This window comes from Burkholderia sp. APQ4-4ca, assembly GCF_057837105.1.
In genome coordinates this window covers 42,628-58,423 of record NZ_JBYQCG010000076.1, presented here as the reverse complement: position 1 = coordinate 58,423, position 15,796 = coordinate 42,628, and the positions used below count along the sequence as shown (strand labels likewise).

The window sequence follows — 15,796 nt, the reverse complement described above, 5'->3', positions numbered from 1 at the left end:
GCGGGCGCGCCGAGGCCTGCACCACGCCGGCTATACGTCGTCCGTTACACGTCGTCCGTTACACGTCGTCCGTTACACGTCGTCCGTTTCGTCGAGCAGCTTGTGCCGCATCGCGTAACGCACGAGCGCCGCTTCGTGCGGCATCTGCATCTTTTCCAGGATCCGGGTCTTGTAGGTGCTGACCGTTTTCGCGCTCACGCACAGCGCATTCGCGATCTCGGTCAGCGTCTGGCCGGCCGCGATCCGCCGGAACACGTCGAATTCGCGGTCGGACAGCCGCTGATGCGGCAGCGTTTCGGCCGGCTCGTTCAGGCTCTGCGCGAACTGCTCGGCCATCGCGAGGCTCACGTAGACGCCGCCCGACGCCACTTTCGTGACGGCGCCAACCAGTTCCGCGCTCGCGCTTTCCTTCGTCAGATAGCCGGACGCGCCCGCGCGGAACGCACGCACCGCGTATTGCTGCTCCGCGTGCATCGTCAGCACGAGTACGCGCAGCGCGGGCTTCTCGTCCTTGATCTGCTTGATCAGTTCGACGCCGTTGCGGCCCGGCATCGACAGGTCGAGCACGAGCACCTGCGCGGGCGTCGCCCGCACCAGCGCGATCGTCGACGGGCCGTCGAAGGCTTCGCCGGCCACCTCGAATCCGGTGGCGTTCTGGAGAATGTGCCGCAGACCGTCGCGTACGAGCGTATGGTCGTCGGCGATGAGCACCTTGATCATGTGATGAGCGTGTCCTGTTGAACGGCGCCGAGCGGAAACGCGACGGTAATCGAGAAACCGCGTGCGAGCGCGGTGTCGATGGTCACGGTGCCGCCCAGCATGTGTGCGCGTTCGCGAATGCCGATCAGGCCGAATGATTTGTCTTCGTGGGCCGGACCGCCGGGCGACGCGCCGCGGCCGTTGTCCGCGACGCGCAGCACGCAAAAGCCTTCCTCGATGTCGAGCCGCAACGTCACGCGCGTCGCATCCGCATGGCGCGCGACGTTCGTCAGCGCCTCCTGGACGATCCGGAACAGCGTGGTCGCGCCCGTGCTGGTGAACGTGAGGCCGCCCGTTTCGATGTGACGCTCGACATCGATCCCGTAGCGGTTCGTGAAATCGTTCGCAAGCCATTCGATCGCGGGCACGAGGCCGAGGTCGTCGAGCATCACCGGCCGCAGGTCGGCCGCGATGCGCCGCACCGACGCGACTGTCGCGTCGATCAGCCGCCGCATGCCTTGCAGATGTGTCTGCAGGCCGTCGGGCTGCGCGCGGCCGGGCATGCGCAGTTGCTGTTCGACGACCGACAGGTCCATCTTCAGCGCGGTGAGCTGCTGCCCGAGATCGTCGTGCAGCTCGCGCGCGATGCGGGTCTTTTCCTCTTCGCGCACGTTCTGCAGGTTCGCCGACAGTTCGCGCAATTCCTCGCGCGATTGCTTCAGTGCGTTCTCGGCCCGCTGCCGCTCGGTGATGTCGCGCAGCATCACCGTATAAAGCTTGCCCGACGCGTCGCGGATCTGCGAGATCGATGCTTCGATCGGGAATTCCTCGCCGTTGGCCCGCAGCCCGAACAGCACGCGCTGGCGGCCCATCTGCCGCTCGGACACGCCCGTCACGCCGAACTGGTCGACGTGTTTCGCGTGCGCCGCGCGGAACCGCTCGGGAATGAAGCGCGACAGCGGCGCGCCGATCGCCTCCATCGCGGACACGCCGAATACCTGCTCGGCCATCGGATTGAAGATCACGACCGTCTGCTTTTCGTCGATCGTGATGATCGCTTCCATCGACGAACGGATGATGCCCATCATCCGCGCCTCGTTGAGGATGCCGCGGCTGCTCGCACCGGCATCGGCGCGGCTGCGCAACAGCGCATGGACGAGCGCCGCGAACCCGAACGATGCGATCAGCCCGGCGGCGAGCACGGTGCCGGCCGCACGTTGCGCGCCGGTCGCGCTAGGCCGGCCGTCCGCGGAATAGGCGAGCGTCAGCGCGGTGCCGCCGAAATTCAGCACGTCGGTGCGCCGCATCAGGTCGGGCGACGCCGACGCTTCGTCGGTCGTCGTCTCGACGCTGACGATCGCGCGCGAATCGCCGCTGGCGGTCATCCACAGATCGATCCCGCGTTCCGCGTCGAGCGCGCGCTCGACCAGGCGCCGCGGGCTCAGCGCCGCGAACAGCATCCCGTCGGCGCCGGCTTCGCGCGTGCCGGACGGCGTGGCGGCGGCCAACGGCGAGGTCGTCACGGGCAGGAACAGCGTCAGAGTGCGGGCGTCGCGGGAGGCATCGTCGTCGGCAGGGTGGACGCCGAGCGCGATATCGCCGGTCCGCAGCGCGCGCGTGAGCGGCGCCGCGTCGGACGCGCCGAAGCGCACGACCGGCGAGCTCGAGGCGGGAGCGCTGAGCGTCGCTGCCGCGAGCGGATCGGCCGGCAGCGGCTTCGCGCCGGCCAGCGCGCCGCGCGCCGCGCGCGTCAGCGGCGCATAGCCGATCTGCCGGACCGGCGAGCGGCCGCTGTCGAGATCGAGGGTCTCCGCATACCGGCGCCATTGGCCGGGCGTCATGTCCGGGACGAGGCCGAACGCGCCGCGCGCACCTTCGAGCACGGCGACACCGGCCTGCAGTTCATGCCGCAGCATCGCGGTCACGTGCGTCGTCCGGCGTTCGAAACGCGTATGAACGGCGGTTTGCCACTGTTCGCGCACGAGCAGCGCGACGCCGAGCGACAGCACGGCGCCCGCGCACAGCGCAACGACGCCGGCCGCGAGCGGCTGGCGTAACATGATCTCGAGGCGCGTGGGCTCTCGCGCGTCCCGCGTCGGGGTTCCACTGGCGGTCATTCGATGGCCATTCTGTTGTTCGGGCTGCCCGGGGGCACTTGGGCAAGCGCGGCAAAACCGGGGGAAACTCGCACCGGCTGCATGCAACGACTATTTTCAAGATGAAATTGTGCGCGTTTTACACATTTTTTGTAATGGGGTCGGTTGAAATTGCGGCAAACGGCGTGAAGCAGCGGGCGCGCCGGCACGCTTGACGCGCGTCAACGCACGCGTCGGCACGTGGGGCAGACTGTTCGGCAGGCAAGCCGGCACCGGGCCGGCTCGCGGTAACGGGCCGTCGTTGCGCAAGTGCGCGACGCGCGCCCGGTCGGAGGACGGACCATGTACAAGCGGATTTTCGTCGGGCTCGACGGCAGCCCGAGCGCGCGTCTCGCGCTGAACGAGGCGATCCGGATCGCGGCCGCGTCCGGCGGCGAAGTGACGTGTGCTTACGTCGTCGAACATCGGCCGCAACTCGTCGACGTCGACGCCGGCTTCGCGGCCGAACGCGACGGCGATGTCGCCGCGACCGATGCCGCGACGCCGGTGCTCGACGACGCGAAAGCCGCGCTCGCGCAGCAGCATGTGCGGGGCACGGTGCGCGCGCTCGACGCGTACGGCGAGGACATCGCGACGGTGCTGATGCGCACGGCGGCCGAAGCCGACGCCGATCTGGTCGTGATGGGCACGAGCGGGCGGCACGGCCTGCGCAGGCTGTTGCTCGGCAGCGTGGCCGAATCGCTGCTGCGCGCGGCCGACCGGCCCGTGCTGCTGGTGCGGCACGCCGAGGCCGGGACGTCGGCGGCCGCGTAAGCGACGCGATACGGCGGCCGGCTGGCGGGCCGCGCGGCGTCGCGCGCTTGGTCGCACATGGGCGCGATCGGGCGGACTGCGCCGTGCCACCGGTACGCGCGCCGGTGCGCGATTGCACGTCGGCGGTTGCATCCCGCCACGCAGTTCTGGCAGCATCGGCCGGTGTCCGCTTGTTCGCCGCGCGCATGGCCGCGGCGATCGACGCAGGGACATCCGGCGGCGCCCGATCGCAAGAATGAGGATCGGGCAGCCCGCCGGATGCCGGTTTTCATCCTTACCGACGTCATCCGCCATGCCGATTTCCGCGACCGACCTGATTCGCCAGTTCGACCTGCAGCCGCATCCCGAAGGCGGCTATTTCCGTGAAACCTACCGCGCGACCGATTCGGTCGTGCGTCCCGCCGACGGCGCGCCACGTGCCGCGTCGACCGCGATCTACTATCTGCTGTGCGACGGCGCGTATTCGTCGTGGCATCGCATCCGCTCCGACGAGGTCTGGCATTTCTACGCAGGCGATCCGATCGAAGTGTGGGTGCTCGACGCGCGCGACGGGCTGACGATCCACCGGCTCGGCAACCCGCTCACGCATCCGGGCACCGTGTTCCAGGCGGTCGTGCCGGCCGGAAGCTGGTTCGGCGCGCGCTGTGCGTCGCCGGAGCACGTCGCGCTCGTGGGCTGCACGGTTGCGCCGGGGTTCGAATTCGCGGAATTCGAGCTGGCGGATGCCGCCGCGCTGGCGGCCGAGTTTCCCGACTACGCGGAACACGTCGCGCAACTCGCGCAGCGCCCGGACGTGTGACTGTCACGGTCGCGTCACGCCGGGCAAAGCCCGTGCGGACGGCCCGTGTTCCGCGCGGCCGCGGCCAAACCCGTTTAGAATGCGCAGGATGCACCGGTCGGTCGCGGACATGCCGCGGCGGCCGTTGCGCCGCCGTACCGACGGCCCTGTCGCGCGGCCCGCATGTCTTCCAGGAGCGCCGCCGTGTGGCACTTTCCCATTGCTATTCCATCGTCGCTCGGCCCGTGGGCCGTGTTCGCGAGCGTGTTGATCACGCAGCTCGGCGTGCCGGTGCCGGCCGTGCCGATGCTGATTCTCGGCGGCACGATGGCGGCGATGGGGCAGGCGTCCTGGGTCAGCATGTTCGCGGCGGCGATCGGAGCGACGATGCTGGCCGATTCGCTGTGGTTCTTCATGGGCCGCACGCGCGGCCGACGCCTGCTGAACGGCCTCGTGCGCTTCTCGCTGTCGCTCGACACGACGCTGCGTTTCGCGCGTAACGTATTCGAAAGGTACGGCGCGCCGCTGCTCGTGCTGTCGAAATTCCTGCCGGGCCTCGGCCTCGTGTCGGCGCCGCTGCTCGGCACGACCGCGATCGGCATCGGCGTGTTCCTGTTCTGGGATCTGGCCGGCGCGTCGCTGTGGGCGGCGTTCTGGCTGATCGGCGGCGCGGCCATTCACGACCAGATCGTCCAGTTCGTGCTGTGGGTGCGCGCGAGCGGCGGCACGATTCTCGACGCGTTCCTCGCGATCTTCATCACGTTCCTGCTGTACCGCTGGGTGCGCCGCGTGCAGTTCCGCCGCTATCTCGCGCAGGTGCGCATCTCTCCGCCTCAGCTCGTCGAGATGATGACGTCCGACGAACCGCCGCTGATTTTCGACGCGCGCCCCAAGGCGATTCGCGAACGCGAGCCGTACCGGATTGCCGGCGCGGTGCCGGTCGATCTCGATTCACCGGATCTGCTCGACCCGGAAGTGCTGAAGCGGCCGATCGTCGTCTATTGCGTGTGCCCGAACGAGGCGACCGCGAAGCGGCTCATCGCGAAGATGCAGCGCAAGAAGATGATCCACAACCTCCGGGCGTTGAAGGGCGGGCTCGATGCGTGGGAAAAGCACGGGTATCCGGTCGAGCCGCTGCCGGCCGATCTGGATTCGTCGCGGTATTTCGTGCGGCCGGAGCACGGCGGGCTGGAAGGCGAGTATACGGTGCGGGCGACGTTGTCGAAGTGATGCAGCCCGCGTTGCTGGTTGCGGCGCTCGAGAGCGCATAGTTTCCTATCTCGATTTATATATTTTCGACAAGCGAATTTCGCGGCACTGTCGCCGCTTATCTCGCAATCGTTCGGCCAACAATATCATGAGCATCCGGCCGTGCAGTGTCTAAAACCACGTAGAGCCTATCCCAATAAAGTCGCATCCCGCCTCAGAATTAACAATCTTAAAACATTATAAAAATATTAATTATTCGGAATTTTTTAAAATCTCCGGCTGCTGGAGCAGGGAAGACCGATGATCCCTCGCATCGCGTTAATCATTTCTGACAGTGTGCGGTGATTGCTTCTGCTAGCATCGCGCAGCGGATAAGAGGGGGCCCATTGCGAGCGCTGTCTCGCAATCGTGACAAGTATGAGAGGCGTTGTCGCTCTGACTATCCGTTGCAAGCGCGTTCAAGACCAGACGGCGAATTACGTTCTGTCCTATCGGCGCTGAATTCAAATAAGACTGCAAGCAGGGGCGCAGTGCGCGTCCACGAAGAATGAACAAGAAAAGCTATCGGATTGTGTTCAATCGCGCGCGGGGCGCGATGATGGTCGTTCAGGAAAACGGTAGTTCACCGCATGCAGCCGGGAATTCCAAAGGCGTGAGTGCGCCATCGCGCTTGCTTATCGTATGGCAGCCGATCGCGATGGCGGCTGCATTGCTGTTCGGGGTGCCGTTATTCAGCTTCGCGCAAATCGCGCCGACTTCGGGCACCAGCACGCATGTGATTCAGACGCAGAGCGGCATCCCGCAGGTGAATATTGCCGCGCCGTCAGGCGCTGGCGTATCGGTGAATACGTACAACCAGTTCGACGTACAAAAACCAGGGGCGATCCTGAACAACTCGCCGACGATCGTTAACACGCAGCAGGCGGGGATGATCAACGGCAACCCGAATTTCGGTGCGGGCCAGTCTGCGCGGATCATCGTCAACCAGGTCAACAGCAATGCGCCGTCGCAACTGCGAGGTTACGTCGAGGTCGCAGGCAATCGCGCCGAAGTGATCTTGTCGAACAGTGCCGGTATTCAGGTTGACGGTGGCGGGTTCATCAATACGTCGAGAGCCGTTCTCACGACTGGCACGCCGTATTACGGCGCCGATGGATCGCTCGGTGGATTCAACGTATCGCGCGGCCTGATTTCAGTAAGCGGTGCCGGCCTGAATGCATCGAATGTCGATCAGGTCGACTTGATTTCGCGCGCAGTGCAGGCCAATGCAGCCATTTACGCAAAGAATCTGAATGTCGTCGCAGGTGCGAACCAGGTCAACCACGACACGCTGGCGGCGACACCGATTGCTGGCGACGGTGCCGCACCCGCTATCGCGATCGACGTGAGCCAACTCGGCGGCATGTACGCGAACAGGGTCTTTCTCGTATCGAACGAGAACGGCGTCGGTGTCGCGAACGCCGGGATGATCGCGGCACAAGCCGGCGACTTGACGCTGCAATCGAACGGCCAACTCGTCCTCACGGGCAAGACGACTGCGAGCGGAAATCTCACCGCAACCGCAAACAGTATTCAAAACAGCGGCACGACGTATGCGCAACAGAGTGCAAACGTTTCAGCAGCCGGGACCTTGTCGAACAGCGGTACGCTCGCCGCACAGCAAAATACGACGATCAGCGCAGGCAGCATCAATTCGACCGGGACGCTCGGCGCGGGTGTAAATAACGATGGTTCCGTCGGGAAAAGCGGCGATCTGAATCTGTCGAGCACCGGCCAATTGACGGCGACCGGGCAGAACGTTGCGGGTGGGAGCACGTTGATTTCAGGGGCTGCCGTGAGCCTCGCGGGTAGCTAGACGGCCGCGAACGGTAACGTTTCGCTGAACGCAAGCGCCGGGGACTTGAACCTCTCGAATGCGACAACGAGTGCTCAGGGAGCTCTCGATGCGAACGCAGCGGGTGCGTTGATCAACGATCACGGCACGCTATCGAGCCAAGGCAACGCAACGTTGACCGCAGGCAGCATTTCGAATCAAGGCGGCAAGATCTCGGCGCAAGGTCCGCTGAACGTGCAGTCGAACGGCGCAATCGCGAATCAGGGCGGCACGCTGGTTTCCGACAATGCGATGCAGGTGCGCGGCGGTGCAATCGCGAACAACCAGGGCACGATCCAGAGCGCGGCCGGAATGAATATTTCGGGAAGCTCGTTGGACAACAGCGCAGGTCGCGTCACGTCGCTGAATTCGGATGGCCTGTCCATTACCACGACGGGGCAACTGACGAATGCAGCCGGTACGACCGCACTTGGCGCCCAAGGCGGTGTCATTGGTGGCAACGGCGGCGTGGCGATTCAATCGGGCAGCGTCGTGAACCGTGGCGCGGTCAGTGCGCAAACGAATCTGAATGTCGACACGCAATCACTCGACAACGGCAGCGGTACGTTGTCGGCTGCACAAAGCGCCGTGATCAATGCGGGTGCGCAGTTGACGAACGGTTCGGGCAGTATCACGGCCGGACAAGCCGCGACCGTGAATGCCGCGACGCTGAGCAACGATGCGGGTTCGGTACAGGCAGCGCAGTTGTCGCTCGGGGCGACGAATTTATCGAACCACGGCGGCACCATTACACAAACCGGGACCGGCGCAATGAATGTCGCCGTCTCGAACACACTCGATAATTCGAGCAACGGCGTTATTCAGACCAACAGCACCGACCTGAACCTGACGCCCGCGACCCTGATCAACGGCCACGGGAAAATTACTCACGCCGGAAGCGGTGCGCTGTCAATTTCGACCGGCGCATTGTCGAACCAAGGCGGCACGATCGCGACCAATGGCGCGTTGAGCCTAAAAGCGGCGGCCGTATCGAATAGTGCAGGTACGCTGGCCGCGCAGCGACAGGCGGCGCTCGACGTGCAGTCGCTCGATAACCATGCGGGCGGCTACGTCGGTGCGGACAGCATTACGCTGAAGGCTCAAGGCGCTGTCGATAACCGTGCGGGCACGCTCGAAGCGAACAACGGCGTTTCAGTAGCCGCTGATAGTCTCGCGAATGATGGAGGTTCGCTTAAAAACGTGGGCTCGAGCGCGCTGTCGGTTACGACGACAAATGCGCTGACGAATACGGCGGGCGGCACCATTGGCGGCAACGGGAACGTCTTGGTGTCGGCAGGCAGCGTCGATAATTCCGATGGCTCGGTGCTGGCTGGACAGGCGCTTTCGGTGCAGTCGAACGGTGCGATCGCGAATGCAGCCGGTCTTGTTCAGGCGAACGGGAATCTGTCGCTGCGGGCACAGGGCGCGATCAACAACAACGCAGGGCAAATCGAAGCGAACGGCACGAATTCGACGCTCGCGCTGTCGGGGAGCAACGTCGACAACAGCGACGGGCGTATCGCGAATATCGGCAGCGGTGCAACGACGATCGACGGCGGTGCGTCGATCACGAATACGAACGCGTCCGGCAAAGCGGGGGCGGGCACGATCGGCGGTAATGGCGATGTTACGCTGACCGCCCAAATGCTCACGAATGCACAAGGCGGTCAGACGCTCTCCGGCCACGATCTGACGTTGAACGTTGCAAATAACGTAAGTAATGCGAGTGGTGTACTGTCGGCCGCGAACAACCTCAAGCTGAGCGCGGCAAACGCTGCGTTGTCGAATCAGGCCGGATCGATCCGTGCAAACGGCGCACTGTCGTTGAACACGGCATCGATCGACAACACATCCGGCAAAATCGGCAACGACGCAGGCAGCGGCGGCAGTATTTCAATCCAGACAGGCACGTTCGCCAACCAGAACGGCGTTATCGGAAGCGATCAGGACCTGACGTTGACCGCGAGCGCATTGAGCGGTGACGGATCGATCGTGGCAGGCCGAAACGGTTCGGTGACACTCGGGAGCGACTACACGCAGACCGCGGCGAACAAGCTGCACGCAAACGGCGACCTCACGTTTTCCACGTCGGGCAAGCTGACGAACCAAGGCGTGCTGGATGCGAACGGTGCGCTGACGGTGAATGCAGCGAACGTCGAAAACCAAATGGGCGCCGATCTGAATTCCCGCACGACGACGGTCAACGCGAACGGCGGCGCGATCGATAACGCAGGTCGCATCGAAGGCGATACGGTCGCGACCAACAGCGCGACGCTGAATAACACCGCGACGATCATCGGGCGCGAAATCAGTGCCAATGCGAGCACGATCACCAACACCGGCGCAGCGGCGGTGATCGCCGCAGCCGAACGGGTGAATTTGTACGCGTCCAACCAGTTGTCGAACACGGGCGGCGCGAATGTCTTCAGCGTTGGCGACATCAATATCGCAGCGAATGGTCAGCGCGACGCGAACGGGTTTCTCGCGAACCGTACGCAAAATGTCTTGAACGATCAGTCCACGATCGAAGCGCAAGGCAGTATCGAACTCGCGGCTGGCACGTTCACGAACACGCGTCCGGCTCCGGTGGTGACCACTGAAACCACGAGCACGACGAGCAAGCACGAAACCAAGCGTCAGAAGTACATCGTGTGCGCGACGATGAATGCGGACCCGAACGGCGGGTGCTCGCAGGCAATGTGGGTGAACGGCTATAAGACGCCGCTCACCTCGACCTATAGCCCTTCGCAGGTTGTATCGGAAACGTCCGGACCGAACGCGACTGACAAGGTGTTGGTCGTGAACGTGAACGGCAAGCAGCAGACGATTTACTACAACACGCTGACGACCAACGCGGACGGTACGGTTACGGTCAACTATTGGGATGCGTACGATCCGCACGTCAACTACGTTCCGGATACGGAATACACGACGCGCAGCGACGGCCACAACGGTTATCAGCGTGTCGAAATCTGGCGCGACACGACCACCACGGTTCGGCAGGAAAAGATTGCAAGCCAGGCGCAGCAAGCGCAACTCGTGGCTGGCAACAACATCGTGATGAAGTACGTCGGCACGATCAACAACGAATACAGCTCGATTGCGGCGGGCGGCTCGATCAAGATCGGCGATTCGGATGTGTCCGGCAGTGCAGGTTCAGGCAGCTACGGTGGTACGGTCGTGAACAACGTCGGGCGGACGCTGTATCAGTATCAGACCGACAGTATCGTATCGATGTACGCGTGGAACGAGGACACGACGCAGGACCGCGGCACGATCGTTCAGCCTTCGAGGGTGTATACGCCGGTTGCCATCGGCGGCACGGGCGGCACGATCATCGCCAACCAGTCGGTGATCATCGACGCGAAGGATGTCAACAACCAGAACGTTGCCGCGCAGAATTCTTCGACGGGAGCAACTGGCGGCACGCTTGGAAATAATTCGGCGAATGAGGGCGTATCCGGTGGCAAGTTGACGCCGGTTGGAGCCACAGGCGGCTCATCGACACCGGTTGGCGCGCAGCAATCGGTCGCGAATGCGTCGGGCGCGCTGCCGATCACGTTGCCGACGAGCGGTCTTTATTCGATTCACGACGCCCCGGGTCAGCCGTATCTGATCGTGACCGATCCACGCCTGACGAGCTATACGAAGTTCATTTCGAGCGATTACATGCTCGGCCAGTTGAACCTGAACCCGGCGAGCATCGAAAAGCGTCTGGGTGACGGAATGTACGAGCAGCAGATGGTGCGCAATCAGATCACGCAACTGACGGGGCGCACGTTCTTGCCGGGCTACGCGAGTGCCGAGGATGAATATCGTGCGCTGATGACGAACGGGGCGAACTACGCAAAAGAGTTCGGCCTGGTACCGGGAATGGCGCTGACGGCCGCGCAGATGGATGCGCTGACGAGCGATATCGTATGGCTGGTCGATCAGATGGTAACGTTGCCGAACGGCAGCACGAGGCACGTGCTGGCTCCTGTCGTCTACATGGCGCAGACGCATGCGAACGATCTGCAACCGACTGGTGCGTTGATCGCGGCGGACGATGTGGAAATTCATGCGACGGGTAGCGCAACGAATTCCGGCGTGATCAAGGGCGGAACGAAAACCGTGCTGACGGCGACGGACATTTTGAATCGTGGCGGTACGATTTCGAGTAGCGGCAGGAACGGTACAACGGTCGTGTCGGCAAGCAACGATGTCGTGAATGCGTCGGGGATGATTACCGGCAATCGGGTCGCAGTGTCGGCCGGTCGCGATATTGTCAATACAACGTTGGTCGACACAGTCGGCGCAACCGGCACGTCGGGCGCAAGCAAGGTCAGTACGAGTCTGATTGGCCAGCAAGGCACGATCGCGGCAACGGGTGATCTGTCCGTTCAGGCCGCGCGCGATTTGAGCATTCACGGCGCGAATTTGTCGGCGGGCGGCGATGCACTGGTGACGGCGGGTCGGGATATCAACGTCGATACGGTTCAGTCCACGACGAACCAATCGATGTATCTGAATGATCAGCATCATTGGGAAGAATCCACGACGAAGAACGTGACGAGCGGCATCACCGCAGGCGGCAGCTTGGGGATGCAAAGCGGCAACGACATGACGCTGAAGGGCGCGACTGTATCCGCCGGAAAAGACTTGTCTGCACTTGCAGGCGGGAATTTGATGGCAACGACGGTCACGGATACCGCGAAGCTCGACAATGTGGCGGCGGACAGCAAGACGCGTAAGGAAGTCGATCACAACTATGACGAGCACGCTGTTGGCACGCAATTCACGGCAGGCGGCAATGCGACGCTCGGGGCGGCGAGCACCGATGTGTCGAAAGGCAACGTCACGCTGACAGGTTCGTCGCTGACGGCGGGCATGACGAACGGCGTTGAGAACGGCACCGGCGCAGCGAACATCGTTGCAACGGGCAACGTCACGGTGAACGAAGCCCGCGAGGAACACGACAAGTACCAGTCGGTGCAGGTCCAACGCGGCAGCTTCGTCAGCAGCACGAAAACCGATTCGATGCAGAATACGCGGGCGAACGTTGGCGTCGGCAGTACCGTGTCCGGTAATACGGTCAACATTCAGTCAGGCCGTGACCTGACCGTTCAAGGTAGCACGGTCGTAGGGACGAACGACGTCAATCTCTCGGCGGCGAACAACGTCAATATCACCACGTCCAAGGATACGGTCACGCAGGACAGCTACTATCACGAAACGCATTCGGGTATTGGCACCAGCGGCTTGAGCGTGAGTATCGGCACGCAAACTAAGAAAGATACGGATCATGCTTCGTCCGTCACGAACAACGCGAGCACGATTGGATCGCTCGATGGCAATCTGAATATCAAGGCTGGCGATACGCTGCACGTGACGGGTAGCGACTTGATCGCCGGGAAGAATTTGACCGGCGTAGCGTCGAATGTTGTGATCGATTCGGCAACCGATACCAGCAACAAGACCCATAGCGAGACGACCAGTAGCAGTGGTGTCACGCTCGGCTTGTCGGGCAGCATCGGCGATGCGATCAACGGTGCGTATCAACAGGCGCAGGCGGCAAAGAGCGGTGCCGGCGACAGTCGTGCGACGGCCCTGCACGCGATTGCAGCGGCAGGTAATGCAGCGATGGGTGTAGCCGGTCTGACGGGCGGTGCGCTTGCGGGCGGCGGCACGCCGAGCATCGGCGTTCAAGTTAGCGTTGGATCGAGTCATAGCCGACTCGATACGTCGGAAAATCAGACGACGCAACGCGGATCGAGCGTCAGCGCTGGCGGTACCACATCGCTGATTGCGACGGGTAGTGGCACGCCGGGCAGTGGCAATATCACGGTGGCCGGTTCGAATGTCTCGGGCAACGATGTGTTGTTGGTCGCGAAGAATCAGATTGACTTGAAGAACACGACGAACACCGATTCGACGCGTAGTTCGAATTCGTCATCGAGCGCCAGTGTCGGCGTGTCGATCGGCACGAACGGTATCGGTGTGTCGGCCGCTATGTCGCGTGCGCATGGCGACGGCAACAGCGATGCCGCGATGCAGAACAATTCACACGTGACCGGTGCGAACAGCGTGACGCTTCTCAGCGGCGGCGATACGAACGTGATCGGGTCCAATGTGAACGGCGGCAAGGTCACGGCGGACGTGGGCGGAAACCTGAACGTGCAGAGCGTACAGGACACGACGTATAGCACGGCACATCAAAGCAGCGCAGGCGGCGGGTTCAGCGTTAGCACGATGGGCGGCGAGAGTGCGAGCTTTAGCGCGCAGAACGGCCATGCGGATGGCAATTATGCCGGCGTGAACGAACAGGCGGGGATTCAGGCGGGCGACGGCGGTTTCAATGTCAACGTCAAGGGCAATACCGACCTGAAGGGTGCATATATCGGTAGCACGGCCGATGCGTCGAAGAACACGTTGACGACCGGTACGTTGACGACCGGCGATATCGAAAATCACTCGCACTATGCAGCAGACAGCAACGGATTTAGTGCAGGTGTAGGCGTGGGCAATACCGGCAAGGCGATCGGACCGGGGTCGGTTAGTGGATCGGGTGGCGTAACACCGATGATTTCGCAGTCGGATAGCGGCGATGAGCAATCGACTACGCGTAGCGGCGTAAGCGCCGGCACGATCAATATCACGAATCCGGCAAATCAGACGCAGGACGTAGCGAACCTGAACCGAGACACGTCGAACCTGAACGGAACGGTATCAAAGTCGCCGGACGTGCAGAATCTGTTGGATAAGCAAGCCGACACGATGAATGCAGCGCAAGCGGCCGGTCAGATGGTGTCGCAAGGCATCGGGGCGTATGCCGACATGAAGCGCTCGGACGCGCTAAAGGCCGCACAGGCGGCATCGGATAGCGGCGATATCGAAGGCATGGTGTCGGCGCTGAAGGACTACAACAATTGGCGTGAAGGTGGAGATTCGCGTGCAGCGCTTCAAATGGGAGGCGGCGCTCTCATTGGTGGCCTTGGCGGCGGTGGATTCGGCGCAATGGGCGGTGCGGCGGGAGCAGGTCTGTCATCAAAACTTGCTGAGCAGACCAAAGCATTCAGCGACAGTGTTGGAAACGCGACGGGTTCCTCTCTGATTGGCAACATCAGCGCGAACATTCTTTCGGGACTGGCCGGTGCTTTGGTTGGCGGTAGTGCAGGCGCTGCGATGGCATCGAACGTCAATCTCTACAATGCGGGAAATGATGTTGGCGAAGCGAAGGACAATGAAAAGGCGCGCAAGCTGATTGAAAACACTGTTGGCAAGGCAGTAGCGGATCAGTTAGCTGCGATGGACAATTACTCGGTCAGCAAACTGATCGATCAATTCATCGGGCTGATGCAGGCAGGTGCTAAAGCAAAGATGTCAGAATCGCCGACGGCCTTGATCAGTCAGAGTATTGCAACGGGAGCGGGCGCGGTCGTCGGCATGGGCGGAGGTAAGCCCCCGACGAGTCCGGGAGCGGTACTGGTGAATTCGTCGGCAGGCCAAGCCGCTGATGCCGCGCTTACCGCTGCGGGTAGGACACCGCCGAACGCAATTTTGAACAGTGGAAGTGACGACAATGCACAGATCTCCGGAAGTGGTGCTCGCGATGTCAAAGTAAGCGACTATCAGAAGGCAGCGGATCAACCCTATAACGACTCCGGCTTATCTGCGGCGGCTAGAGCGTGGGATAAGCATGCTGGTCGTCCCGGAGGAACATTTGAACCGCTCACAGGCTCTATTGCGGATAAAAATGCTGCTGCTAGCGATTTCGTGAGTAGTGTCCTGAACAATCCCAATACGACTCGGACTGAACTTTCTCGCGGAGGCGTCGAATTCCGCTTGCCTAGTGGACAAGGAATACGATTTAATTCAGATGGCTCTTTTTCTGGAATTTTGGACCCCAAGAAATAAGGTGAATGGCGTGTCGAAATTTGATATTGATTTTGTTAGTGATATGGATCACGAGCATCTTATGGCAGAGATTAGCTTTGAGGGGCAAAGACTGTGCATAATCGACAAGGAATTCGGAAATGATGATATGCAGATTGAATTTTTGGTTGATTTGTACGTTCTGTCAGAAAGCGTAAAAATGAAATTCAATCTTGATGATTTTATTGGGATGATTAATTCTGCGAGGGATGAGTTGCAGAAGTGTGCCTAGTTGATTAAGCGGTTGACTGCGCTTTTAATCCGGCCTCTGCGGCGGTCGGATCAAGGAAGAGGTGGCGATCTCTATGATCGTGATTTTGCCGTTCACTGCGCTGCACAAACATATTTTGCGACGAGTGCACGCGGTCGATGCGATTGTTATTCTATTTTGATTTCGGATCGTCACGGGGCATG

General features: G+C 61.9%; 8 protein-coding genes. 6 read left to right on the top strand and 2 right to left on the bottom strand.

What is annotated here, in order from left to right; genetic code table 11:
* Window positions 1-72 precede the first annotated feature (72 nt).
* Both AC3IFE_RS08565 and AC3IFE_RS08560 read right to left on the bottom strand, forming a co-directional pair.
* Complete coding sequence (locus AC3IFE_RS08565; protein WP_006479054.1) at window positions 73-720, bottom strand: response regulator; 648 nt, start codon at window positions 718-720, stop codon at window positions 73-75.
* The gene (locus AC3IFE_RS08560) at window positions 717-2,816 is read right to left on the bottom strand and encodes a PAS domain S-box protein (RefSeq protein WP_489190230.1); all 2,100 of its coding nucleotides are present in this window, start codon (window positions 2,814-2,816) and stop codon (window positions 717-719) included. The genes AC3IFE_RS08565 and AC3IFE_RS08560 overlap by 4 nt, the downstream gene beginning before the upstream one ends.
* A 321-nt stretch (window positions 2,817-3,137) precedes the next feature.
* Between AC3IFE_RS08560 and AC3IFE_RS08555 the strand changes: the two genes are divergently transcribed.
* The 6 genes from AC3IFE_RS08555 to AC3IFE_RS08530 all read left to right on the top strand — a co-directional run bounded on the left by AC3IFE_RS08555 (window position 3,138) and on the right by AC3IFE_RS08530 (window position 15,614).
* Entirely contained in the window at window positions 3,138-3,608 is a 471-nt protein-coding gene (locus AC3IFE_RS08555) for a universal stress protein (RefSeq protein WP_089469766.1), read from the top strand.
* A gap of 292 nt (window positions 3,609-3,900) precedes the next feature.
* Window positions 3,901-4,407, top strand: a complete 507-nt coding sequence (locus tag AC3IFE_RS08550) for a cupin domain-containing protein (RefSeq protein WP_089469767.1) — start codon at window positions 3,901-3,903, stop codon at window positions 4,405-4,407.
* Between the two features lie 183 nt (window positions 4,408-4,590).
* Entirely contained in the window at window positions 4,591-5,616 is a 1,026-nt protein-coding gene (locus AC3IFE_RS08545; RefSeq protein ID WP_489190228.1) for a DedA family protein/thiosulfate sulfurtransferase GlpE, read from the top strand.
* A gap of 526 nt (window positions 5,617-6,142) precedes the next feature.
* On the top strand, window positions 6,143-7,450 hold the full coding sequence (locus AC3IFE_RS08540) for a two-partner secretion domain-containing protein (protein ID WP_489190227.1): 1,308 nt from the start codon (window positions 6,143-6,145) through the stop codon (window positions 7,448-7,450).
* 108 nt (window positions 7,451-7,558) lie between these two features.
* Window positions 7,559-15,364, top strand: coding sequence for a hemagglutinin repeat-containing protein (locus AC3IFE_RS08535; protein WP_489190226.1), 7,806 nt, complete (start codon window positions 7,559-7,561; stop codon window positions 15,362-15,364).
* Window positions 15,327-15,614 carry a hypothetical protein gene (locus tag AC3IFE_RS08530; RefSeq protein WP_489190225.1) on the top strand — a complete coding sequence of 96 codons (288 nt, stop codon included), beginning with the start codon at window positions 15,327-15,329 and terminating at the stop codon, window positions 15,612-15,614. Before AC3IFE_RS08535 ends, AC3IFE_RS08530 begins: the two co-directional genes overlap by 38 nt.
* Window positions 15,615-15,796 lie beyond the last annotated feature (182 nt).